25 protein-coding genes are annotated in these 22255 nt (G+C 52.3%); all 25 read right to left on the reverse strand.

Annotated features, from left to right (window positions below; translation table 11 throughout):
• Nucleotides 1-411: 411 nt before the first annotated feature.
• The 25 genes from MKY12_RS24305 to MKY12_RS24425 all read right to left on the reverse strand — a co-directional run bounded on the left by MKY12_RS24305 (nt 412) and on the right by MKY12_RS24425 (nt 22131).
• Nucleotides 412-1983, reverse strand: a complete 1572-nt coding sequence (locus tag MKY12_RS24305; protein WP_339311275.1) for a LysM peptidoglycan-binding domain-containing protein — start codon at nt 1981-1983, stop codon at nt 412-414.
• Between the two features lie 214 nt (nt 1984-2197).
• The gene (ilvE, locus tag MKY12_RS24310) at nt 2198-3079 is read right to left on the reverse strand and encodes a branched-chain-amino-acid transaminase (RefSeq protein ID WP_209877020.1); all 882 of its coding nucleotides are present in this window, start codon (nt 3077-3079) and stop codon (nt 2198-2200) included.
• 4 nt (nt 3080-3083) lie between these two features.
• The gene (gene pheA / locus MKY12_RS24315; protein WP_036725885.1) at nt 3084-3971 is read right to left on the reverse strand and encodes a prephenate dehydratase; all 888 of its coding nucleotides are present in this window, start codon (nt 3969-3971) and stop codon (nt 3084-3086) included.
• Entirely contained in the window at nt 3968-4948 is a 981-nt protein-coding gene (gene thrB, locus MKY12_RS24320; RefSeq protein ID WP_036725886.1) for a homoserine kinase, read from the reverse strand. Before thrB ends, pheA begins: the two co-directional genes overlap by 4 nt.
• A 64-nt stretch (nt 4949-5012) precedes the next feature.
• Nucleotides 5013-6299: a homoserine dehydrogenase gene (locus tag MKY12_RS24325; protein WP_036725890.1), complete on the reverse strand. Its 1287-nt coding sequence runs from the start codon at nt 6297-6299 to the stop codon at nt 5013-5015.
• Nucleotides 6300-6307: 8 nt separating this feature from the next.
• A complete protein-coding gene (locus MKY12_RS24330; RefSeq protein ID WP_036698990.1) occupies nt 6308-6745 on the reverse strand; it encodes an ACT domain-containing protein in 438 nt (145 codons plus the stop codon).
• Nucleotides 6746-6892: 147 nt separating this feature from the next.
• A complete protein-coding gene (locus MKY12_RS24335) occupies nt 6893-7648 on the reverse strand; it encodes a hypothetical protein (RefSeq protein ID WP_339311277.1) in 756 nt (251 codons plus the stop codon).
• A gap of 15 nt (nt 7649-7663) precedes the next feature.
• Nucleotides 7664-8410: a hypothetical protein gene (locus MKY12_RS24340; protein ID WP_143803726.1), complete on the reverse strand. Its 747-nt coding sequence runs from the start codon at nt 8408-8410 to the stop codon at nt 7664-7666.
• A 5-nt stretch (nt 8411-8415) separates the two neighbouring features.
• Nucleotides 8416-9594, reverse strand: a complete 1179-nt coding sequence (locus tag MKY12_RS24345; RefSeq protein WP_339311279.1) for an SPFH domain-containing protein — start codon at nt 9592-9594, stop codon at nt 8416-8418.
• A gap of 216 nt (nt 9595-9810) precedes the next feature.
• The gene (obgE, locus tag MKY12_RS24350; protein WP_339311281.1) at nt 9811-11118 is read right to left on the reverse strand and encodes a GTPase ObgE; all 1308 of its coding nucleotides are present in this window, start codon (nt 11116-11118) and stop codon (nt 9811-9813) included.
• Between the two features lie 15 nt (nt 11119-11133).
• Complete coding sequence (locus MKY12_RS24355) at nt 11134-11874, reverse strand: Spo0B domain-containing protein (RefSeq protein WP_339311283.1); 741 nt, start codon at nt 11872-11874, stop codon at nt 11134-11136.
• A gap of 239 nt (nt 11875-12113) precedes the next feature.
• On the reverse strand, nt 12114-12425 hold the full coding sequence (gene rpmA / locus MKY12_RS24360) for a 50S ribosomal protein L27 (RefSeq protein WP_020429282.1): 312 nt from the start codon (nt 12423-12425) through the stop codon (nt 12114-12116).
• Nucleotides 12426-12442: 17 nt separating this feature from the next.
• Entirely contained in the window at nt 12443-12778 is a 336-nt protein-coding gene (locus tag MKY12_RS24365; protein WP_036725900.1) for a ribosomal-processing cysteine protease Prp, read from the reverse strand.
• Nucleotides 12779-12790: 12 nt separating this feature from the next.
• Nucleotides 12791-13102, reverse strand: coding sequence for a 50S ribosomal protein L21 (gene rplU / locus MKY12_RS24370; RefSeq protein WP_036698983.1), 312 nt, complete (start codon nt 13100-13102; stop codon nt 12791-12793).
• A gap of 201 nt (nt 13103-13303) precedes the next feature.
• Entirely contained in the window at nt 13304-14545 is a 1242-nt protein-coding gene (locus MKY12_RS24375) for an Rne/Rng family ribonuclease (protein WP_036725903.1), read from the reverse strand.
• A gap of 34 nt (nt 14546-14579) precedes the next feature.
• Nucleotides 14580-15422, reverse strand: coding sequence for a M50 family metallopeptidase (locus MKY12_RS24380; protein ID WP_036725904.1), 843 nt, complete (start codon nt 15420-15422; stop codon nt 14580-14582).
• Nucleotides 15415-16281: a M23 family metallopeptidase gene (locus tag MKY12_RS24385; RefSeq protein ID WP_036725905.1), complete on the reverse strand. Its 867-nt coding sequence runs from the start codon at nt 16279-16281 to the stop codon at nt 15415-15417. Before MKY12_RS24385 ends, MKY12_RS24380 begins: the two co-directional genes overlap by 8 nt.
• Before the next feature lie 166 nt (nt 16282-16447).
• Nucleotides 16448-17242 (reverse strand): septum site-determining protein MinD, encoded by a 795-nt coding sequence (gene minD / locus MKY12_RS24390; RefSeq protein ID WP_036725909.1) that lies wholly within the window; start codon nt 17240-17242, stop codon nt 16448-16450.
• A gap of 5 nt (nt 17243-17247) precedes the next feature.
• Nucleotides 17248-17907, reverse strand: a complete 660-nt coding sequence (gene minC, locus MKY12_RS24395) for a septum site-determining protein MinC (RefSeq protein WP_036698972.1) — start codon at nt 17905-17907, stop codon at nt 17248-17250.
• An 81-nt stretch (nt 17908-17988) separates the two neighbouring features.
• Nucleotides 17989-18519 carry a rod shape-determining protein MreD gene (gene mreD / locus MKY12_RS24400; protein WP_081751172.1) on the reverse strand — a complete coding sequence of 177 codons (531 nt, stop codon included), beginning with the start codon at nt 18517-18519 and terminating at the stop codon, nt 17989-17991.
• Entirely contained in the window at nt 18519-19388 is an 870-nt protein-coding gene (gene mreC, locus MKY12_RS24405; protein ID WP_339250510.1) for a rod shape-determining protein MreC, read from the reverse strand. The genes mreD and mreC overlap by 1 nt, the downstream gene beginning before the upstream one ends.
• Before the next feature lie 67 nt (nt 19389-19455).
• Entirely contained in the window at nt 19456-20490 is a 1035-nt protein-coding gene (locus MKY12_RS24410; protein WP_036725912.1) for a rod shape-determining protein, read from the reverse strand.
• A gap of 39 nt (nt 20491-20529) precedes the next feature.
• Nucleotides 20530-21219, reverse strand: a complete 690-nt coding sequence (radC, locus tag MKY12_RS24415) for a DNA repair protein RadC (RefSeq protein ID WP_036725914.1) — start codon at nt 21217-21219, stop codon at nt 20530-20532.
• A 26-nt stretch (nt 21220-21245) separates the two neighbouring features.
• The gene (locus tag MKY12_RS24420; protein ID WP_209877001.1) at nt 21246-21848 is read right to left on the reverse strand and encodes a Maf family protein; all 603 of its coding nucleotides are present in this window, start codon (nt 21846-21848) and stop codon (nt 21246-21248) included.
• Nucleotides 21849-21885: 37 nt separating this feature from the next.
• Entirely contained in the window at nt 21886-22131 is a 246-nt protein-coding gene (locus MKY12_RS24425; RefSeq protein WP_036698966.1) for a DUF4321 domain-containing protein, read from the reverse strand.
• Nucleotides 22132-22255 lie beyond the last annotated feature (124 nt).

Here is a 22255-nt window from a genome sequence, read left to right on the forward strand (position 1 = left end):
ATTCTCATTCTTGGATCTCGCCGAAGCGATCTCCGATACTCACTCGTTGTTCAGTTTTCAAAGATCAAGCTCGTTGTTAGCGACGATGTTGTCGTCACCAGCAACTCTTATAATATAACATGTTCTTCTTCTGAATGCAACACTTATTTTCGATGAAGCAAAGTGTGTATTCATCAGAGCAACATGTCCAACCTTGTGCAAGGCACCCGCCTTGCGATTGGATATATAATATAACATTATATATCCCTGCTAACAACCCTTAATTTCTACTATTTTCGAGATAGTACTATAGACTTTCATAGATATCCTATACAAGCCTCTGTACCTGTATAACCATGCCCCAAAAGCACATGCCGGCCCTCATATCTAGCAGGACCTGCATGTGCAACTCTCCTCTTAGGGACTATCCTCTTAATTGGGAATCCAAGGAGTCTGATTCTTCTTATCTGTACTTGAACGTCCGCTTGAGCTCGAACGCGGCTTGGAGTGGGCCTTATCCTTGGCGGCAGAGTTCTGGCTGGAGGTTTTCGCTTTTGCCGCTGCCGGTTTGGATTTCCCTGGTTTTGTATCCTTTGCTGTTGTGGCCTCAGTGCGCCCCTTATCCGGCACCTCCTCCGCTTCCTCAACCACAGGCTCAGGAATCTGAATCTCGGGTACGCGGTTGTGGGCAAAATTCTCCATGCCCGGATAAGCCGGATATGGCGGAATATTCGATACCATAGGCTGTTCATACATCGGTGACACCGCGTTAGGCATGGCATTCATTCCTCCAGCATAAGGAGAAACCATCCCCATCTGCGGCATGCCGTACACCGGATACCCGTTATACATCGGCTGCTCATAAGGATAGGGCTGAATCGACATTGCGCCGCATCCGCAGGAAGGCCACGGAAGATTAACCTGCTCACTCTGGTACTGCGGAGCAAACGCAGCATTGTCACTGACAGGGCTGACTGCTGACATATTCACATTGTTATAATCCGGTTCTGCATTAGGATACCATGCTCCGGGGTATTGTCCAGGCGGACAAGGATTAACCGGCTGAGCATAGAACGGCGGGCATTCCGGCATAAACGCTGCAGGCTGAACATAACTTGGAGCGTTATTCATATTGTTCATATTCATATTGTTCATATTCATATTGTTCATATTCATATTGGCCATTGGCTCATATACGGGATACACGGGTGCATAATTCATAAAATACGGATTCTCGCTAAGGCCGGGATAGCCATCGCTCTTTCCCCAGGGCGAGGTTTTACCCTCATCCCAGGCGGCAGGCTGAACCTCTGACTTATGATGCACTTCTTTGGTTTTCTCTTCCTGCGCGGGAACAGAGATTTGCACATACAAGCTTTGTTTCTCATAGACGGCTTCCTGAACTGGCTTGACTTCCGGCGCTTTGTTAGGTGCAGGGTTAGGTGCAGGGTTAGGTGCAGGAACCGCCAACGGGATAGGGACTGCTTCTGCAGCAGGTGCAGGAACTGGCGCAGGTGCGGGAGCCGGCTTTTCGATGACACCAGTGTAGGTTTTACCGCCAATCGCCGTTTTATCGACCACTGCCGGAGCGGTGGACTGAGCCTGAATTGGGGTCGTATTAGCTTTTACCGGATCGATGGATTGGGCCTGGATTGGAGAGGTACTGACTTTCTTAGGGATATTCACGACTTCACCCGTCATCAGTGCATTAGGGTTCTTAAGCTGCGGGTTGGCATCAATCATATCCTTGAGTGTAACTCCCCAAGCCTTGGAGAGCTTCCATAAGGTATCGCCTTGCTTGACTGTATGCTTATAGTAGATATCGTTGTTGTCCGGAACAGGCAGAGCTACGGGCGCAGCCGGGATCTTAACCTTGTCTCCTACAGCAAGCACATCTGGATTGGTGATTTGCGGATTGGCCTCAATTATTTTTTGCAGCGGCACTCCATACTTCTGTGATAACGCAAACAGCGAATCACCTTGCTTAACAATGTGTATTTTCACGCAGCATTTACCTCCTAAAAGTATCTATTGATCGGCACTGCACCCCGGTTCAGGGATGATAGCCCTCCAGATTCGGTAGTTGCGGTACAGCCGCCTCCTTCGTTACTACATCTTATGCAGCCCATGGGCGAATGACATCCCTATATGCAAAAAAAATCCTTCCATGCTTGGCATGAAAGGATTTTTCTCTATTCGCTCACGCGAAATTTCTGTACTATTCCCAAACCTTATATCCGTCTTTATCAACCACATTGCGGAATTCTTCCAGCAATTGCAGGGTAATCGGCCCGGCCTGGCCGGAACCAATGACTCTGCCGTCGATCTCACGGGCAGCAATAACTTCAGCCGCTGTTCCGGTGAAGAAGACTTCATCGGCAATATAGACATCATGCATGGTGAACGGCTCTTCCTTCAGCGGCAGTCCCAGCTTCTCACACAGCTCAATGATCGCCAGACGGGTGATTCCCTCCAGGGCACCCAGGTAACAAGGCGGTGTATAGACTACCCCTCTTTTGATAATGAAGATATTATCGCCGGAGCCTTCGGTTACATATCCTTGAGCGTTCATCATGATCGCTTCATCGGCTTCCGCCAGATTCGACTGAATCTTCACCAAAATATTGTTGAGATAGTTCAGCGATTTGATCTTCGGATTCAGCGCATCCGGGATATTGCGGCGCTGGGACACCGAAACGGCACGAAGTCCGTTCAGATAAGCCTGTTCCGGGTAGATCGCGAGCTGCTCAACAATGATGATCACACTTGCTTTAGGGCAGCGGCGCGGATCAAGACCCAGGTTGCCGGGACCGCGTGATACGATCAGCCGGATGTAGCCGTCCCGCATTTCGTTCAGGCGGATTGTCTCGGCCATGGCCTCCAGCATCTCATCATAGGCCAGCGGAATGTCCAGCATAATCGACTTCGCCGAATCATACAGCCTGTCCAGATGCTCCTTGCACTTGAAGATGTTGCCGTTATAAATACGGATACCTTCAAAAATTCCGTCTCCATATAAAAAACCGTGATCGAATACGGACACCATTGCCTTGTCCTTCGTTACATGTTGTCCATCCAGATAGATCCATTGCTCAGCCATGAACTTACTGCACCTCCGCTTTCTCTTCCTCATAGGTGTATGTGGGATAGGACCCCAGAATCCGTACCTGACAGCCCAAGGCTTTGATCTCTTCAATCGCACCCGGGAGCAGTACCGATTCTATCGGTTCCAGCACATCAATATAGAAATAATAAGTACCCAGCTTCTTCTTCGTCGGCCGTGATTCAATACGGGACAAGTTCAGCTTACGCCAGGCAAAAGCAGCCAGCACCTGATGCAGTGCACCAGGGAAATCCTCGGGCAGCGTAACAAGAATACTCGTCTTGTCTCCACTGCTCTTCTGCGGAAGCTCCAGCTTCTGCGGACCAACCAGCACGAACCGTGTGTAATTGTTATTATGGTCTGTAATCTGGCGTTCCACAACCTCCAGCCCGTGCGTAGCGGCTCCAAGCGCGGTACCGATGGCAGCCCAGCCTTTGCCGGGATTGCCCTTCACAATCTCCACCGCTTCAGAGGTGCTTCCCACAGACTCCAGCTCAGCCCAGGGCATAGCCTTACGGATGAACTGCGTGCATTGCGCCATAGCCACCGGATGGGACAGGATCTTGACAATCTTGGTATAATCCTTGTCCCCGTTCTCCTTCGTGAATTCCTGCGGACAGCTGATCAGATTCTGTATCGACGGGAAAATCCACTCCGCCTGCATCGGCAGATTCACTTCATTAATGAGCCAGTCGATATGCAGGCTGACCGAGCCTTCTATCGTGTTCTCAATCGGAATGACGCTGTAATCGGTGACTCCGCCAGCCGTGGACAGAAAGACATCGGATATGAGCTTATGATGCTCCAGATGAGCAGGGTTACCGCCAAATAAATGCAGCAGCGCTTCATGCGAGACGGAGCCCTGAGGCAATAACGCTATTGATTTCATGACTGTAATTCTCCTTTTATCATATCCAAAAATGATTCGTTTTGCATCCCGTTTCTTTCAAGCAGCTCTGCCGTGACACCTGTGGTGCATGGGGACAGCCATACGGTACGGGCAGAAATCCCGTTCTCCTGCATAGTCTCTGTCAAAAACAGCTCCAGCTCCTGCTTCCGCGCCTCCTTGCGGTCCACCATGCACAGCAATGTCGGGCCTGCACCACTAAGCGCAATGCCCAGCGCACCATGGCCGGGCGCTTCCGCCAGCAGCTTCTCCATCCCCGGCACCAGCGGTGCACGGTAGGGCTGGTGCAGCCGGTCCTGCATCGCTGTGCCAATCAGGTCCAGCCGGCCTGCGGCTAACGCTGCGGTGAGCAGCGAGGTACGGCTGATATTATGAACAGCATCGCCGAGCGTAACCTCCGCAGGCAGCGCCTCTCTGGCCTTGACGGTCTCCAGCTCGAATTCAGGAATGACCACCAGGAATTCCAGCTCCTGCGGCGGCTCAATCCGGATGTAATCGGCATGCTCGCCGTCCCATACGGCCGTAATAATTCCCCCGAAGAGCGACGCTCCGACATTATCGGGATGCTTCTCGATCGCTGTAGCCATATCGAACAGCTTCGCCTGACTCAGCGGTGAACCTATCATAGCATTCGCCGCAGCCAGCGCGCCAATAATGGCCGAAGCACTGCTGCCCAGCCCGCGGGTGAGCGGGATTTCCGAATACATGGAGATGGACAACTCCGGAACCTGGACCCCGGCCTCTGCAAATACCATTTGCGCAACCTTGTAGAGCAGATTGCTTTTGTCCCGGGGAAGACCGGCCATCTCATCTCCATACAGATGAAACACCGTTTCAGCGGCTTCCTCCATTTCAATCCAGGCATACAGCGACAGAGCCATGCCCAGCGTATCGAAGCCCGGACCGAGGTTGGCCGTGCTCGCAGGGACCTTCACTCTAGACCTTCCGTAAATACTCATGGCGGGTAAATCTCCTTCATTATATTTGCGCGCAAGCCCTGTGTTCCATGGACACCTGCGATAGTTAGCCTTCTACACGGTAATGACTTTTGATGCGGTGAATGACATTCAGTTGCTCCAGATGGCGCAGCACTTTGTTCATACTCGCTCTGCTGGCGTTATGAGTGACAATGATAATTTCGGCATCAGGATTATTAGGATTGGCCTGCTGCACAACGGAATCCAGACTGACATCATATTCGGCAAATACCTGGGTAATCTTCGCCAGTACACCCGCCTTGTCATCGACATGAAGCAGCAGGAAGTTCTTGTAATAAATATCCTCGTCGCTCTTCAGCTTCTTCTGCTTGTACGGCACAATCTGCTTAAGCCCGTTGACCCCCAGCTTCAGGTTCTTGATGACCGCCACCAGATCCGCCACAATCGAGGTTGCCGTAGGCATCGCCCCTGCCCCTGCACCGTAGAACATCGTCTCTCCTACAGCCTCACCATATACATATACCGCATTAAAGACGCCGTTCACGGAGGCAATCGGGTGATTCGTACGGATCATTGTAGGCTGGACGCTAATGCTGAATTCTTCATCCTGGCGTTCTGCAATCCCGAGCAGCTTCATCTCGTACCCCAACCGTTTGGCAAAAGCCATATCCTCCTTGCTGACGCCGGAAATCCCGCTTACACTGACATCGCTCAGCTCTACATTGGTCCGGAAGCCCAGCGTGCCCAGAATGGCCATCTTGCGGGCTGCATCCAGTCCCTCCACATCGGACGTCGGATCAGACTCGGCATAGCCCAGCTCCTGCGCTTCCTGCAGTGCGTCGAGATAAGATGCGCCTTCCTGGCTCATTTTGCTGAGGATGTAGTTGGTTGTCCCGTTCACAATCCCCATAATCTTCATAATCTTATCCGAGGAAAAGCCTTCGATCAGCGTGCGGATAATCGGTATGCCTCCCGCCACACTTGCTTCATAGAACACATCGCACTGCTTCTCCTGTGCCTTGGCCAGAATCTCCGAGCCGTGCAGGGCCATCAGGTCCTTATTGGCTGTTACGATATGCTTGCCGCGCTCTAGTGCCTCCAGAATGTACTCCTTCGTCCCTGCGACCCCGCCCATGACCTCAACAATGACATCAATCTCCGGGTCGCGGATAACGGCCCATGGATCATCGGTAATCTTGGACGGGTCCACTTCGATATCACGCGGCTTCTCCGTATTCTTCACGGCAATCCGTTCAATCAGGATCGGCGAGCCGACCTGGCTGCTCAAATCCTCCTGATTTCCTTCCACAATACGGACAACGCCCGTACCCACAGTACCCAGACCCAGCAGACCTACTTTAACCGGCTTCATTCGTATTCTCACCCCTGACCAATAATTAACGCACGCTTCACACCGGGAATTGCCTTGAGACTGTCCAGCAAGTCGCCCAGCTCTTCATTCAGATGGGAGATCTCGACAGAGATCACCACGTTCGCCCGTCCTTGCAGCGGGATACTCTGATGGATGGTCAGCACATTCGCCCCGTGAACAGCCACCGAACCGAGCACCTTGGACAACATGCCTGACTCGTGCTCCAGATCAATCGAGATCGTCACAATGCGCTCGCGCTCCAGCTGATGAATTAAGTGTATCCCATCTTTGTATTTATAAAAAGCACTGCGGCTAAGCCCGACCTGTTCCACGCCCTCGTGTACGGTTTTGGCATCTCCTGCTTCCAGCAGCTGCTTGACCTGCATGGTCTTCAGCACCGCATCGGGCAAAATGTCCTCCCGGACCAAATAATAGCGTTCTTTCACGAACGTCCTCACCCCAAAGACTTTTGTATGTACATAGTGGACATTATACGGGATTGAAGGCTTTTATTGCAATAACTTTCTGCAAACATGCGGAAAAGGCTGTTCCCCTATTAGCTAGGAAGAACAGCCTTCACCTGCAGAACCCGGTCAGCTGTAGGCAATGGTCGTCCCGCAGTAATCACAGCTGGTAGACTGGCCCGGAGCTACCGTATTCTGTGCCCCGCAGCCGGGACAGCGCACAGATTTCGGAAGCTGCTGCGTTCTCGGCTGCTGATAGGACGGCTGCCCTGCAGGCGGCGTGAAGGGCGATGCTGCTGCCTGCCCCGCCCGGGCCTGCGGCGCTGCATCCGCTCCCTCATGGATGAGAAGCCCGGAGTCCAGCACCCCGTACTTCTGCAGATAGAGAAGGTCTCTATTCACATCCCCTTCACTTTGCCCGGTACGGTCCGCCAGATTCCCGGTATAGCGAACTCTCTCCACCGTGATCAGATGTACATACTGATTGGCGAGCTGCGAGAAGCGGAATCTGGCTTTGGCCGTGCTTCTGGCAAATACGGCCGCAGGCAGAAGCGTTATCAATGAGAACATAATTAACATTCCAATTAACGTACCAGTATCAACGGCGACTTCACTGAAGATGGAATTGACGACAATTCCCATCAACTGCACGAAGCCGCCCACAAATACATGGAACAACAGACTATAATTGACGGGCTTGCGGTAATTTTTATAGTGTGTGCTCAGCATGCGTACCAGCGCAAACGCAAGTCCCAACGGCATAAACAAATATCCGGCACCGATAGTTACAATATCAAAAGTAGTCCGCTCATACTTAGGCAGACTATCAGAGGGCTGTCCTTCCCGGCCCGGCAACAGTCCCCCCAGCTCATTCCCTATCCCCATTGCTGTCTATTCCTCCTATTTAAGCGCCGCCAGCTCCAGGTTACGCCGCTGGAGCGTGCTGGCAATACTCTCCGTTAACTCCTCTGTCTCCGTGTCCCAGCGGGCCGGCAGCTCCTTCAAGACAAGCAGCAGCGCCACATGGTCATGCAGCAGAGAGATCTGCTGCCTAATGATGTCTTCCGTGGCATACAATCCCGGTCTCGACACCGGGTCACTGTAGCGGAATTTCTCCTCCAGAGAATCAATCAGTTCTACCAGCCTGCTTGCCTCAGAATGCTTCCAGGTGCCGGCAATCCCTCTGATCTCCTGCAGCTCCTGCATGTGGGTACGCAGGCTCCGCGAAGCTTCCGCAGCCCTGCGCTCCCCGGAGGCGGCATTCCACCCATATCCCCCTGTAGCCACAAGGACGATGGAAGCTACAATCAGGATCAGCAGCTGCTCTCCTGCGTACCAGAGCGGACTCAGCTCCAGAATCCAGTCGAGCAGAATAGCCGAAGCAAATACCGCAGCCAGATAGAAGGCTATAATTACAGCTCCGCTGATGAATACCGGTGAAGTCCGGCCCGCTTCAGGAGCACGGCGCAGCCATAGCGTACAATACACGTAAACCACAGTCTCTGCTATACCAACAGCAAGCAGAGTCACTACGAAGCGCAGCAGCGATTCCGAGAATCCAAGCGTGAAGAAGGTACCCGCAGTAACTGCCAGAACAGCAACATAAATGCCAGTAACTAGACCCGTATATGACCTCTGCCTCTGCATTCCGTTCACCCGTTAGCCGCTCTGGTGCCGCACTCTGGACAGAATTTCTGTCCGGGCTTCAGCTCATGTCCGCAGCCTGCACACTTCAGGATCAGGCCCTCTCCACAATGCGGACAGAATTTGGCACCTGGGATGACCGCCTTACCGCAGCTATGGCATACCTTATCCTCCACCGCCGGCGGGGATTGCAGACTGCGGCCGCAGCCGGTACAGAAGCGTGCATCTGCCGGATTAAGGGTTCCGCAGTCCGAGCAGGATTTAGAAGCAGCAGGAGGTGCCGGCTGGCTGCCCGTACTGCCGTCCAGAGACATGCTACGGGTCATCCGGGTAGCTATCTCAGCCGCAGGCCCGGCCAGCCCGAAGCCCATGCCGAGCCCCAGCCCCGCATTCATCATGCTCGCCCCTATATTGCCAGGATTGCCTGCTGCCTCCTCCATGGCATCGAAGCTTCGTTCCTGCTGGTAGGTGAAGCCGATAATGTCCATCTCCGCTTTTTTGGCCAAGGCTTCCTTGAGGCGTTGGGTTGCCGGATCATCATCGGGAATATTGATCGAATCAATATAGAAATTATTAAGTTCAATACCGCTGTCCAGGAACGAGGAGGATAAGCGCCCCTGAATATGCTTGGAGATTTCAACCACGTAGGCGTTGATCTCCAGGATGCTGATTTTTTTGTGCACCAGATAAGAAGAAATAAGTTCATTGATATTAGACATCAGCAGGCCGCGGAAATAACCGATCATCGTATCCTGATCGAAGACCGGCAGCGTCCCTACCAGCTTCAGCAGGAATTTGCGGGGATCTTCAATCCGCACGCCAAACTGCCCGAAGGCCCGGACCGCTACCATGATCTTGTACTTAGGGTCCTGCAGCTGCAGCGGTGCACTGGTCCCCCACTTCACATTCATGGAGTTCATCTTATTCACAAACCATATCTCTGCGGTGAACGGAGACTTGCCGCCGAACGGCAGATTCACTACATTCGACAGAATCGGAATATTCGCTGTGCTTAAGGTGTGGCGTCCGGCTGTGAACGAATCCAGCGCCTGCCCGCCCTTGAACAGAATCGCTTCCTGGGCTTCATTCACAATCAGCTGTGTCCAGGTGCCCAGCTCCTGGTTCGGATACTTCCAGGCGAAGACACCCGGAGGTCCGTCATATTTGACTACTTCAATAATGGCCATCTGTCCATTCCCTCTTTCCTGACAGGTATGTATGATATACGCAGATTACACCCTTTGGATTCAACTTCATGCGTCTCTTGCTATAATGATTGTAGTAAATTAATCCGGATATATAAAGAAAACTTTATTAGCAGAAATGGTTTTGCCACCTGTTAAGCAATGAAAATAGGCCGCATCTCCCTCTCGGAAGATACAGCCGGTAACCTTGCTTCTCTATTAATAGTAGCTGCTGTTCTCGACAAATTCGAATTCAAAATCAGCAATGCGCACGATCGTACCTTCGACAGCGCCGCGTCTACGCAGCTCGGCATCCACACCCATGTGACGCAAAGTACGGGCCAGCCTAAGAATGGCATCATGTGTGCTTAGCTGCATTCTCTTAATCATCCGCTCAATCCGCGGACTATTGACTACAAAGGCCTCGTTGTCACGGGTAATTGTGAATAAATTATCCTCTTCCGCTTCCAGCTTATACACCTTGCGCTCTTTGCCAGCCACTTCTTCCACCACCGGAGCCACAGGAATACTGTCAAGAATATCTGTAGCACGGTAGAGCAGCTCCTGAACGCCCTGACGGGTCAGTGAAGAGATCGGCATAATCTCAAGGTCCGGGCGAAGCTCCGCGACACGCTCACGGAAGGAAGCCAGGTTCTCCTCGGAATCAGGCATATCCATCTTGTTCGCCGCCACGATCTGCGGACGGTCAATCAGCGCCGCATTGTACTGCTTCAGCTCATCGTTAATCAGTACCCAGTCTTCAAAAGGATCGCGGCCTTCCGAGCCGGACATATCCACGACATGAATGATGATACGCGTCCGTTCAACGTGGCGCAGGAACTCATGCCCAAGCCCCACCCCTTCACTCGCGCCTTCAATCAGTCCAGGCAGATCCGCCATCACAAAGCTGCGGCCGTCTCCGACATCCACTACACCCAGGTTGGGGGTAATAGTGGTAAAGTGGTACGCTCCGATCTTCGGCTGGGCAGCGGACACGACCGACAGCAGCGTAGATTTGCCCACGCTAGGGAAGCCTACAAGGCCTACGTCCGCCATGACCTTCAGCTCCATTACGATGTAACGCTCCTGACCCTCTTCCCCATTCTCCGCCAGCTCCGGCGCCGTATTGTTCGCCGTCGCAAACCGGGTATTCCCCCGGCCGCCCCGGCCGCCGCGGGCCACTACAACCTGTTGTCCATGACGGGTTAAATCGGCAAGGATCTCCTGGGTATCATCATCAATTAACACGGTTCCAGGCGGAATCCGCACGATCATATGCTCAGCGTTGGCCCCGTGCTGGCTCTTGTTGCGCCCCTTAATTCCCTTATCCGCCTTGAAGTGCCGCTGATAACGGAAATCCATCAAGGTCCGTAAGCCTTCATCCACGCGGAAGATCACATCTCCACCACGGCCGCCATCGCCGCCGGCAGGACCTCCATCCGGTACATACTTCTCCCGGCGAAATGCTACGAGACCATCTCCGCCGTCTCCGCCTTTTACATAAATCTTAGCCTTATCTACGAACATAAATGTTCACCTTCCTTACATCTCCAGCGGTAACCGCAGTTCCAAATAACCCTTGGCAGGCTGAACCTGCTCCGCCTTCATGATTTTTCCTTGTACTATATTATAAATTTGCCCCTGAAGCAGTTCGGGATTGTCTTGCTCTCCCTCACCTTTGAAAGAGATCAGAATGTCTCTTCCCTCCTGTGAAAAGCTGAGCTTAAGCTTCCGCGTGTCTCCATGCTGTGTTATTCCGCTGTACTGGTACGCTCTAACCGTCTGCATAACTACCGAAGTCAGCTCAGCTCCTACCTCTGGACTCAGCTTGTCCTCCAGCTGGAGCCCTTCCTCTACCTGTATGTCCAGCTCCAGACTGCTTCTGAACGTACGGAAGGATTGCAGATAGAACACCAGGGAAGGTACTCCCAATTTGGCAATACGGCTGTCCAGCGCAATACGCTCCTTTATTCTTTCCACACATTGTACGGATTTATCAGGCTTGCCCAGCTGGATATATCCGTAAAGCACCTGCAGATCATTCATCCAGTCATGACGATGATGATTCAGTGTCCGGTTTGCCGCCTGCTGCAGAGTATTCTCCTGTATACGCAGTTCCTCTTCATATTGACGCCGGTTGTAAACAAAGCTGAATGCAAGCACTGCCGCTACCCAGACTCCGAGCAGCAGGCATGTGAAAAGGGAGGTTTGCCAATACACGAGACCTAAAGGAAACACTGCGGATAACATGACTGCCCAGACCTTACTTTTCCAGGATTTCATTCTTTCTCCCCGTCCCTTGGTTCGCAAAATTGATTCCAATGTAAGCACTGCTTATCTTGCTTCATATTCACCATTTCCCAGTATAACACAGGCTTTCTCCGCAATCACCAGAATCCCACCACAAAGTGAGGCTTAAGCTTCGATGCTTACTCAGGTACTTTGCGGGACCCCGAAACAATTTCAAAAAAAGCCCCCGGCACTGATGCCGGAGGCTTCTCATCTTCATAGGTTCCGTAAGCTTACGCTTCCAGTGCCGCTGCTACCGGAGCGACATCCACCGGATACACGCTCACTTTTTTGCGGTCGCGTCCCCAACGTTCGAACTTCACTACGCCGTCCACAAGTGCGAACAGTGTGTCATCTTTACCGATGCCCACGTTCGTGCCCGGGTGGATTTTGGTTCCGCGTTGACGAACCAAGATGTTGCCGCCGGTTACTGCTTGACCGTCAGCCCGTTTCACGCCAAGACGCTTAGAATGGGAATCACGTCCGTTCTTTGTGGAACCAACACCTTTTTTCGATGCGAATAATTGAAGATCCAATTTCAACATGTTGTCAACCTCCTTCTTCAAATGATGACTTCCTGTATCTGAATATATTTCCTGTAGGATTTAGCAATATCCTTGAGCATCAGCACCATGGATTCCAGCAAGAGCTGTACCTTGGCGGAGACTTCGGGATCATTCACGGGAACCAGGGTTCCGCTTAAGAATCCATCCTTCATTGAAGTATCCAGAACAACTCCGGTCAGGCTTTCAATCGCATTCACAGTTCCAACGGTAACCGTCGAAACACCCGCGCAGACGATATCCTTGCCATTCCTTGCGTATTCCGCATGCCCCTTGACGGCAAAACCGACAATGACACCTTGAGCAGAAGCCCGTGTAATCCGCACGTTAATCATTAACGCACCTTCTTACGCTTGAATCTTCTCGATAGTTACTTTGGTGTACGGTTGACGATGGCCTTGTTTCTTGTGGTAGTTCTTCTTAGGTTTGTATTTGTAAACTACAACCTTATGACCCTTACCATGCTTCTCGACTTTGGCTGTTACAGACGCGCCGCTTACCAGCGGAGTTCCTGCAGTCAAACCACCTTCGTTAGAAACAGCCAAGACACGGTCAAACGTTACGCTTGCGCCGTCTTCAGCTTCCAGCTTCTCAATGAACAAAACATCGCCCTCTTGGACTTTGTATTGTTTACCGCCAGTTTCGATAATTGCATACATTGTACTTGCACCTCCTCATGTCTCAGACTCGCCTAGTCAAGGTGGCAATCCCCGGGGGAATTACGCTTCATCTACCCGATCGGAGCGGTTACAGCATGTGCAGGAATGGAACAACCAAACACATACTTGAAGATATTATCATACATATGATCCCTAGTCAATATCTCCTTACAAAACATATACAACCTGACCATCTCTTCCCTACTCCAGCCATGTCCCAACCTTGCCTGTACCGCCGCAGCACTGGCAGATCACCGGGGCAAATCCGGCGGAATCATGTCTGGCCTTCTTACGGGTCATCTCCAGCAGACCGAGATGGGTCCAGCCGAGAATATGTGTCTTGGTCCGGTCCCGGCTGATAATGCTCTCCAGCTTGTCCGTCACCTGCCTGCGGTGCTCTTCCCGCTCCATATCAATGAAATCAACAATAATAATACCGCCCGTATCCCGGAGCCGGACAAGTCGCCCGATCTCCTCCGCAGCCAGCAGGTTGGTCCGCGTTACCGTATCCTCAAGGTTCGTCCCGCCAGTGTACTGCGCTGTGTTGACGTCAATCACAGTCAAGGCCTCTGTCTCATCCCAGATGAGCGTAGCCCCGCCTTCGAGGATGATCTTACGGCTGAAGCTCTTATGAAGCTGATCCGTCACCCCGTAAGCAGAGAAAATGGACTCCTGCCCCCTGTAGAATCCCACAGGCTTGTACCCTTCAGGAGCCATATCCGTCAGGAATGCTTCCGCTTCCTTCACCGCCTTGGCCGAATCAATCAGCAGCTCATCACGCTGCGGATTGAAGGCATCCCGGATGAACCGCTGGACGATACTCAGATCGCAGTGCAGCAGAGCGGGTGCCTCCACTTCCTTGGAACGCCGGGTAATCATTTCCCACTGCGCCCGCAGAAAAGCCAGATCTCCCTCCACGGCATCCAGCGGCTCGTCCTCGGAGACGGTGCGCATAATGAGTCCTTCCTCACCCTGGCGCAGCCGCTCGCCGATGCCTTTGAGCCGGCTGCGCTCCGATTCCCGGCTTATTTTCTTGGAGACCCCGACATATTCGGCAAAGGGCATGTACACCATCCAGCGTCCGGGCAGTGTATAATGCGTGGTTACCCGCGCGCCCTTGCCGCCGCGCGGTTCTTTTCTCACCTGGACGACAATCTCCTGACCGGGCTGCAGCAGCATCTCAATCGAAGGCTTGACGGCCGGCTGCTTGTCCAGATGGGGATGCAATACATCATCTACGTATAGGAACGCATTCTTTTTCTGTCCGATATCTACAAAGGCCGCCTGCATACCAGGCAGCACATTCATTACCCGGCCTTTATAATAACTCCCGACCAGACCTTGCTGCTGATCGCGTTCAGCCGCATATTCCACCAGCCTCCCGTTCTCCAGAAGTGCCATGCGGGTAATATGCTGTGTACAGTGAACGATCATTTGTTTCATGGCTTCACCTCTGGTTTGAATCGTTACTCGCTTGTTACTTTCCGAAATACGAAGCAATCAGACGCTGCTCCGGCACAACGGCTACGATATCCCTGTCGTTGTTCATCACATAGATATAATGATAATGGTTACGTTTAAATAGACGCAATATCTCATCCAAAGGTTTCGCGAGCGAGGCAACTATTGGGCGGGCAATGTTCTCCGCCACTAGATACCGCTCATAAATCCGCTCACGGTTCATCAAAAAACCAACAAACCGGTACGGCAAATTACGCTGGTCCGTCCAATTAGAATAGAGCAGAAACGCTCCGATCATCAGCAGGTTAAGGCGGAGGCCGTCCCCGTTCCCAAGCGGAAGCAGAGCGTACCCTATCACAAGCAGGCTGGCCGCAATACTGACTCTGCCGGTCCACAGCAGCGTGTAATAATACGGAAGCAGCAGACTCAGGGCTGCCTGAAGGATTTTGCCACCGTCCAGCGGAAGCACCGGCAGCAGATTAAACAGAGCGATCATGGCGTTGGCTCCGATAAAATAATCCAGATAGGCGATATTTCCATACTCCACCTGCTTAAGCGCCAGCGCCATCAGAATCATAATTCCGTTCTGCAGCGGACCGGCCAGGGCAATCCCGATCTCACGGACAGCCGTAAGCCGCCCATGATCCTCTATAACCGCAACGCCGCCGAATGGCAGCAGCTCCACCGATCTCACGTTAATTCCGGCCAGCAGCGCCGCACATACATGTCCAAGCTCATGAATGAATACGATCAGGAACAAGGTTAGCAGCTCCAGGAACTGTCCGGTAAGCACGGATACCATGAGAATCAGCACAAAGAGCGGATGCAGTGACAATTCAATACCGCAGACCCTAATCAAACGATACCACTTCGGCCGGATCAATATAAGTCTTGTCTTTCATAACTGCAAAAAACAGCAACGGAACCCGGGCATCCTCCGTCCCCTGAATCCAGCCTATTTCGTCTCCGCTCTGTACCCAGTCATCCACCGCAAGCCGTGTCCCGCTCAAATGACCGTATTCTGCCGTGATCTCCCCGGTATGCCGGACCGTAATACGGATGCCTCCCCGGGCTTCCTTTGAAACGGCCAGCACACGGCCCGTATCTACACTTTTCACCGTGACACTGGCACTTGAATCGTCTGCCGGTATAATTTCAATGCCATTAAGCGAAGTGGCAAAAGGACGCACAATACTTCCTGCAAGCGGAGCGCTAAGCTCATGGGCGGCTGTCACCTTCTCCGCCGGTACCTGTTCATCTCCGAAAATCGGAATAAAGGACGGGGCTCCATTGAAATGTTCCTCGTACCACACCTGTGCTGCTGCAAAATCCATATCATTGCTAAGGATGTCTGTAATAAAGTACTGTGCCTTCACGGCCCATGGCTCCTGCACGGCAAAAATGCCCCATACTGCGCCGAAGACCAGAAGACTGGCCACCGTCCGCCGCAGCAGACCAGCACGGAAGCCCTGCCCCGGTCCCCTCCCGTCTTCCTCTTCCCAGTGGTTACGCTGCTGCTTCCACACCGTCTCGGGGTCAGGCTCAGGGGAAGAGGCCAATTCATTCCTGTCCCCAGCCCCCCATTCTCTGAAGGAGGGAGGACTGTCAGACAGCCGGAACCGCTCTGGTGCTGGTGCTGCTCCGGCTGCCGGCTTCTCCTCCAGCAGATTTTGTATACGCTTCTTGCGGCGGTTCTTGGACTCTCTCGGGTATTCCATAATGATCCCTCCGGCGGGCTTGTTTTACTTCCATTTTATGAGTGGCGGAAGCCGCTTTAGAACAAGCCCTGTCCAAGTTACTGCACAACAAAAATAAACCCGCTGCTGATGTCTCAGCAGCGGGCTCTTAACAGAAGATAGCCGTGTATAAGTGCGTGGCCGGGATTCAGCCCATTCCAAAAAATTTCTTGAGCTTCTTAAAGGCGCCCGTCTTCTGGTCAAGCTGCATCAGCGGCACCGCATCGCCAAGAATACGCCGGGCAATATTACGGTAGGCGATCGCTGCTAAGGAGTCCGGGTTCATCACGGTAGGCTCCCCGTTGTTCGCCGCCCGGATGACCTGTTCATCATCGGGTACAATCCCGATCAGATCAATATTAAGCACCTGCAGAATATCCTCGATATCAAGCATATCCCCGGACTTGATCAAGCCCTGACGAATCCGGTTGACCACCAGCTTCGGAGATTCTACCGATGACTGCTCCAGGAGACCGATAATCCGGTCCGCATCCCGCACCGCAGCATGCTCCGGAGTGGTAACTACAATTGCTTTGTCAGCACCGGCAATTGCATTGCGGAAGCCGTGCTCAATTCCCGCCGGACAATCGATCAGAACATATTCGTACTCCTTCTTAAGCTCAAGAATGATATCCCTAACCTGCTCCGGTGTAACGGCTGTCTTGTCCTTGGTCTGGGCTGCGGGCAGCATGTACAGCTCATCAAAGCGCTTGTCCTTGACCAGCGCCTGATTCAGCCGGCAGCGGCCTTCCGCCACATCGACCAGATCATAGATGATCCGGTTCTCCAGCCCCATGACAACATCCAGATTCCGCAGTCCAATGTCGGTATCCACCAGACATACTTTTTTGCCCTGCAAGGCGAGTGCGGTACCAATGTTGGCTGTTGTGGTTGTCTTGCCAACTCCGCCTTTGCCCGAGGTTACGACAATCGCTTCTCCCATGGAGGCTACACCCCTTTAAACACATTTAAATCCTGACGTAACTTCACTATATTATGAATTTTGTCGATTTGCATAGCACCGCCTGATAAGTAGGCAAATTCCATGCTGCTCTCCCGGGTTCCCCATTCATCCGGAGGCCTGCTGATAATCTCAGCAATCCGGAGCTGGGTAGGCGCGAGCAGCGAAGCGGCAATAATGGCCTCCTGATTACCGTTGATTCCGGCGTGTGCCATCCCTTTGAGTGCTCCAAGAATATAGATATCCCCTGAACAGGTAATGGTCCCTCCCGGATTCACATCCCCGAGGAACAGCAGATTGCCCTCATGATGCAGCACCTGGCCCGAGCGGAGCATTCCGCTCATCATGAACAAGGCTTCCGTATCCTTCTCTTCAGGATCTTCAATAGCTTCAACCGAACGGATTAACAGATTCCCCTGACTCTTGAGGATCTCCAGTACCGCCTCTTTATCTTCTTCAGTAACAGCACGGTTGCCCAGCTTAATATCCACATGCACAATCGGTCCGGTCAGAATATTTTGATGGCTGTGCTCCAGCTTGTAGCGAAGCTCGCTTAAGAGATCTTCAAAGGGACACTTGTCGTCTAGCAGGAATACCAGGCCATCCTTGATGCCCTTAATCCTTACGTGCTTGGATTTAACTGTCATATGCCTGTCCCCCTATCCTCATTCATTCGTGCCGGGCCGGGCAAACTCCTTCTTTGGGTGATAAGAAAATGCTGCTGCAGCTTAGGCAGCCTCCTCATCGATAGTCTCTTTCTTCAGCAGCTCCAGCTGGCGCCGGAGCGGAACGTAGAGAAGCAGGCCTGCAGCAAAATGAATGAGCATGGTAGGCAGCATATGATGCAAGAGTGCCCAATTATATGGCTCCTGGCTTAGATTAAACACATTATAGATAGCAAAAAGAATACTGTCTTCCAGCAAACTGCCCAGCAGCACCACTGTCATCATGAGCGGCAGCGGAGCACGGGGAATCTGGAATATCAGCCCGATCAGGTACGCAGATAAACCCATAGCGAAGGAATGAGCACCCAGTATGCGGCCATAGAAGACCACATCATGCAGCATTCCGAACGACAAGCCCAGAATAAGTGCTGTATGCCGGTGATGGTATACCGTTACGAACAGAATGACGATGAAGACGAGATTAGGAATAATCCGCATCTGCCAGCCGTCAGGAATCAGCCAGGGAAGCACTGTGCCTTCCAGAACAAATAAAAAGAATAACAAAAGTATCAGGACAGGTCTGCGCATCCTCACTATTCTACACGCTCCTCCGTATAGACAACGAAGAGTTCCTTCCAGTCCTGGAATTCTGCCGCCGGCTTGATAATCGCTGTAGAGGTTAATCCGAACTGTCCGATCTTCACTTCTTCCACCGTGCCGATAGGCATACCGCGCGGATAACGTCCGCCAATCCCAGAGGAGATAATGATATCATCCTTGGCAATCGGATCGCCTACGGGGATTTTGTTCATCAGCAGCATTCCGGTCTGCTGGTCATAGCTCTCAATCATTCCAAAGGTTTTGCCTTCCTTGTTAACAGCGGTTGCTGCTATAGGAGGCTGTGAGTTGGGGTCGTTGATATCCATCATCGTCATCAGCTTCACGGTAGAGGTGAAGTTACTCACATTGCTTACAACTCCTACAAGCCCCTCAATAGAAGTTACGGACATATTCAGCCTGATGCCATCTTTTGCACCTAGATCAATAACAAGTGTATTATTGCCCGGTTCTGTCGTTACACTGACCACATTAGAGATAAGATATTCATAATTATATATGTTTTTTTGGGCTTCCGTGAATTTAAGATCCTTTTGGTAGCGCTCATTCTCAGCTTTAATAAAATTTAACTGCGCCTTATCCCGGGCATACTGCGCAGCCAGAATCTTAAGCTGCTTGTTCTCTTCGGCCAGCTCATTCAGAGTCCCGATATCTTGGAAGAAGCCCGCTACGTATCCAGCGGGCTTGTAGAACAATTTCTGCACGAATCCGGTCGTATCTCTGAGGAAGTTCTCCGGCCAGGACAGGGTCTTCCTCTGCCCCAGGCTGAAGCCCATCAGAACGATAAACGTAACCAGTGTAATCAGCAATATAAACAGTCGTTTATTGTTAAACAGCTTGAACAATCTCGAGCACCCTCTAATAACCGTATTTCTCCAACCTCAGGGGTTGACGTTCACAGTCCGCATGATCCTAGCGTTTGGAGCGGAGGCCCGAACTGCTGCGGCTCTTGAATAAGTGGATATTCTCCAGCGCCTTGCCTGTGCCGATTGCAACACAGTCCAGCGGATTCTCGGCTACAATCACCGGCATTCCGGTCTCACGCGCCAGCAGCTTGTCCAGGTTGCGCAGAAGTGCGCCGCCGCCTGTAAGCACAATGCCGCGGTCCATAATATCGGCAGCCAGCTCCGGCGGACATTTCTCCAGCGTAACCTTCACGGCTTCAACAATTGCATTCACAGTATCGGACAGAGCTTCACAGATTTCATCGGAGGTAATGGTCAGCGTCTTCGGCAGACCGGTTACCAGATCGCGTCCGCGGATCTCCATCGTCTCAGCCTTCTCAAGCGGCAGGGCAGAGCCCACATCCATCTTGAGCTGCTCGGAGGTACGTTCACCGATCATAAGGTTATACTGGCGCTTGATGTATTGGATGATAGACTCATCTGCATCATCCCCTGCCACACGTACAGAACGGCTGGTAACAATACCGCCGAGTGAGATTACCGCCACCTCGGTAGTTCCGCCGCCGATATCTACAACCATACTTCCGGTTGGCTCCCATACAGGAAGATCTGCACCGATGGCAGCAGCAAAAGGCTCCTCGATAATGTAAGCTTCCCGCGCTCCGGCCTGCTTCGTAGCATCCTCTACCGCACGCTGTTCAACGGCTGTAATTCCGGAGGGCACACACACCATGACATTCGGATGGCGCTGGAACATCGAGCGCTGCTTCTGGGCCTGGCGGATGAAATATTTGATCATAGTTGCTGTAGTATCGAAATCAGCGATGACCCCGTCCTTCATTGGACGGATGGCACGGATGTTACCCGGTGTGCGTCCGATCATTTTTTTGGCGGATTCCCCTACTGCTTCTATCGTCTTAGTATCGGTATTAATAGCAACCACGGACGGCTCTCTGACAACAATTCCTTTACCGCGCACGTAGACAAGCGTATTCGCTGTCCCCAAGTCAATTCCTAAGTCTTTCGTAAAACCACCTAACATCTTGTATGCTCCTTTTCCATGTGAATCTAGACAATTGTATTACATGTAGCCTTTCTCTTTCAAACTTACGTAGCTGCTGTCTCCGATCACCAGATGATCCAGCACATCAATGCCGACAATCTCGCCTGCCTGCATCAGCCTGGAAGTCAGTGAGATGTCTTCAGGGCTTGGTGTAGGATCACCGCTCGGATGATTATGTGCGCATATAATTGCTGCGCTGCTGCATTTCATGGCTGCCCGGAACACCTCGCGGGGATGCACAATGGAGGCATTAAGGCTACCCATGGACAATGTTTCCTGCGCAATAACATGATTCTTCGTATTCAGGAACAGACAGATAAAATGCTCCTTCTGCAAATAACGCAGCTGCTCAGTCAGAATCTCCGCCGCGTCCTGGGGACTGCGGATAATGACCGGTTCGGTAAGCCTGGAATTCGCCATACGTCTTCCCAGCTCTATGCCTGCTTTGAGTTGCACGGCCTTGGCAGGGCCGATGCCGTTAATTGTTGTCAATTCTTCAATGCTCAGATCCGCCAGTCCGCGGAGACCGCCTGCATGGCTCAAGAGCCGCTGGGCGATAAGAAGGGCTGATTCACGGTGCGCACCTGTGCGCAGCAGGATAGCCAGAAGCTCCGCTTGACTTAATGATTCCGCCCCATAATGCATCATGCGCTCTCGTGGTCGTTCTTCATGGGGGAGGTCACGCAGCATAAATGATTGCGACTCCATCCCTAACCTTCTTTCTTCGGCTACCCTTACCGGTTCAGCACCGAAATGCCAAACCCGGACAACATACCGCTCAGCAGTGACAACGGCAGACCGACCACGTTAAAATAGCAGCCTTCAATTTCTTCCACCAGGGTGGCGCCCAGTCCTTGTATCGCGTAAGAGCCGGCTTTGTCGGCAGGCTCCCCGGTCGCTATGTAAGCGGAGATTTCCTCTTCGCTCATTGCTCTCATAGTTACAGAGGTTACCCTATGATCTACCAGGGTACGTCCCTCTGCGGAACCGATGCAGGCCACCCCGGTGTATACCTGATGCGTCCGGCCTTGCAGCATGCCCAGCATTCTGGCGCTGTCCTGCTCGTCCGCCGGCTTGCCGAGCACCATTTCGTCAAGCACAACGATCGTATCGCTGCCGATAATAACGGCATCCCGGTCTCCTGCAACAGGAATCACAGCTTCTGCCTTACGCAGCGCCAGATTCCGTACAATAGCTTCAGGGCTCCATTCAGGCGGCGTACTCTCATCAGCATCGCTGGACAGCACCTCAAAGGGCAGGCCAAGCGAGGCTAACAGCTCACGCCGCCGCGGCGAACCTGAGGCCAGAATAATATGCCGCGAATTATCATGCTCCACTGTAATTAACGTCCCTTCTTGATGCTGCCAGCTAAGGCTACAGCCTGCGGTACAGCCACACGGCTGTAATAATCCCGGCAAGACTGAGCAGGCACAGTTTCAAATGGATTGTGATGTCATAGGTTATGATGTCTAAATCGGCTTGCGGCGACCACTTGAGAACAGTCGAAGCTGTAAGAAAAGACAGAGCTTGTACAGGTTCCAGCAGCTTGGCAATCCAGGCTCCGGCCAGCCAGCCCAGAATAAGAAATAACAGCAGTGTTCCTACATTTTTCTTCTTCATTCAAGTCTTCCCTCGCCATTTTTTGACACCCTAATTATTATACGGTGAAACGGAGTGCAATACAAACTCAAAATCCATCCAGGGAATGTTTACCACGTAAGCAGCCTGCGGAACTTATCACACC

The organism is Paenibacillus sp. FSL M7-0896 (assembly GCF_037975415.1).
In the GTDB taxonomy this organism is placed as follows: Bacteria; Bacillota; Bacilli; order Paenibacillales; family Paenibacillaceae; genus Paenibacillus_AQ; species Paenibacillus_AQ silagei.

What these genes read in the sequence shown, in the direction of transcription:
- ilvE (WP_209877020.1), bottom strand. Translation starts at nt 3,079, where the DNA reads ATGGCTGAGCAATGGATCTATCTGGATGGACAACATGTAACGAAGGAC.
- pheA (WP_036725885.1), bottom strand. Translation starts at nt 3,971, where the DNA reads ATGAAATCAATAGCGTTATTGCCTCAGGGCTCCGTCTCGCATGAAGCG.
- thrB (WP_036725886.1), bottom strand. Translation starts at nt 4,948, where the DNA reads ATGAGTATTTACGGAAGGTCTAGAGTGAAGGTCCCTGCGAGCACGGCC.
- MKY12_RS24325 (WP_036725890.1), bottom strand. Translation starts at nt 6,299, where the DNA reads ATGAAGCCGGTTAAAGTAGGTCTGCTGGGTCTGGGTACTGTGGGTACG.
- MKY12_RS24335 (WP_339311277.1), bottom strand. Translation starts at nt 7,648, where the DNA reads ATGGGGATAGGGAATGAGCTGGGGGGACTGTTGCCGGGCCGGGAAGGA.
- MKY12_RS24340 (WP_143803726.1), bottom strand. Translation starts at nt 8,410, where the DNA reads ATGCAGAGGCAGAGGTCATATACGGGTCTAGTTACTGGCATTTATGTT.
- MKY12_RS24345 (WP_339311279.1), bottom strand. Translation starts at nt 9,594, where the DNA reads ATGGCCATTATTGAAGTAGTCAAATATGACGGACCTCCGGGTGTCTTC.
- obgE (WP_339311281.1), bottom strand. Translation starts at nt 11,118, where the DNA reads ATGTTCGTAGATAAGGCTAAGATTTATGTAAAAGGCGGAGACGGCGGA.
- MKY12_RS24355 (WP_339311283.1), bottom strand. Translation starts at nt 11,874, where the DNA reads ATGAAATCCTGGAAAAGTAAGGTCTGGGCAGTCATGTTATCCGCAGTG.
- rpmA (WP_020429282.1), bottom strand. Translation starts at nt 12,425, where the DNA reads ATGTTGAAATTGGATCTTCAATTATTCGCATCGAAAAAAGGTGTTGGT.
- MKY12_RS24365 (WP_036725900.1), bottom strand. Translation starts at nt 12,778, where the DNA reads ATGATTAACGTGCGGATTACACGGGCTTCTGCTCAAGGTGTCATTGTC.
- rplU (WP_036698983.1), bottom strand. Translation starts at nt 13,102, where the DNA reads ATGTATGCAATTATCGAAACTGGCGGTAAACAATACAAAGTCCAAGAG.
- MKY12_RS24375 (WP_036725903.1), bottom strand. Translation starts at nt 14,545, where the DNA reads ATGAAACAAATGATCGTTCACTGTACACAGCATATTACCCGCATGGCA.
- MKY12_RS24385 (WP_036725905.1), bottom strand. Translation starts at nt 16,281, where the DNA reads ATGGAATACCCGAGAGAGTCCAAGAACCGCCGCAAGAAGCGTATACAA.
- minD (WP_036725909.1), bottom strand. Translation starts at nt 17,242, where the DNA reads ATGGGAGAAGCGATTGTCGTAACCTCGGGCAAAGGCGGAGTTGGCAAG.
- minC (WP_036698972.1), bottom strand. Translation starts at nt 17,907, where the DNA reads ATGACAGTTAAATCCAAGCACGTAAGGATTAAGGGCATCAAGGATGGC.
- MKY12_RS24410 (WP_036725912.1), bottom strand. Translation starts at nt 20,490, where the DNA reads ATGTTAGGTGGTTTTACGAAAGACTTAGGAATTGACTTGGGGACAGCG.
- radC (WP_036725914.1), bottom strand. Translation starts at nt 21,219, where the DNA reads ATGGAGTCGCAATCATTTATGCTGCGTGACCTCCCCCATGAAGAACGA.
- MKY12_RS24425 (WP_036698966.1), bottom strand. Translation starts at nt 22,131, where the DNA reads ATGAAGAAGAAAAATGTAGGAACACTGCTGTTATTTCTTATTCTGGGC.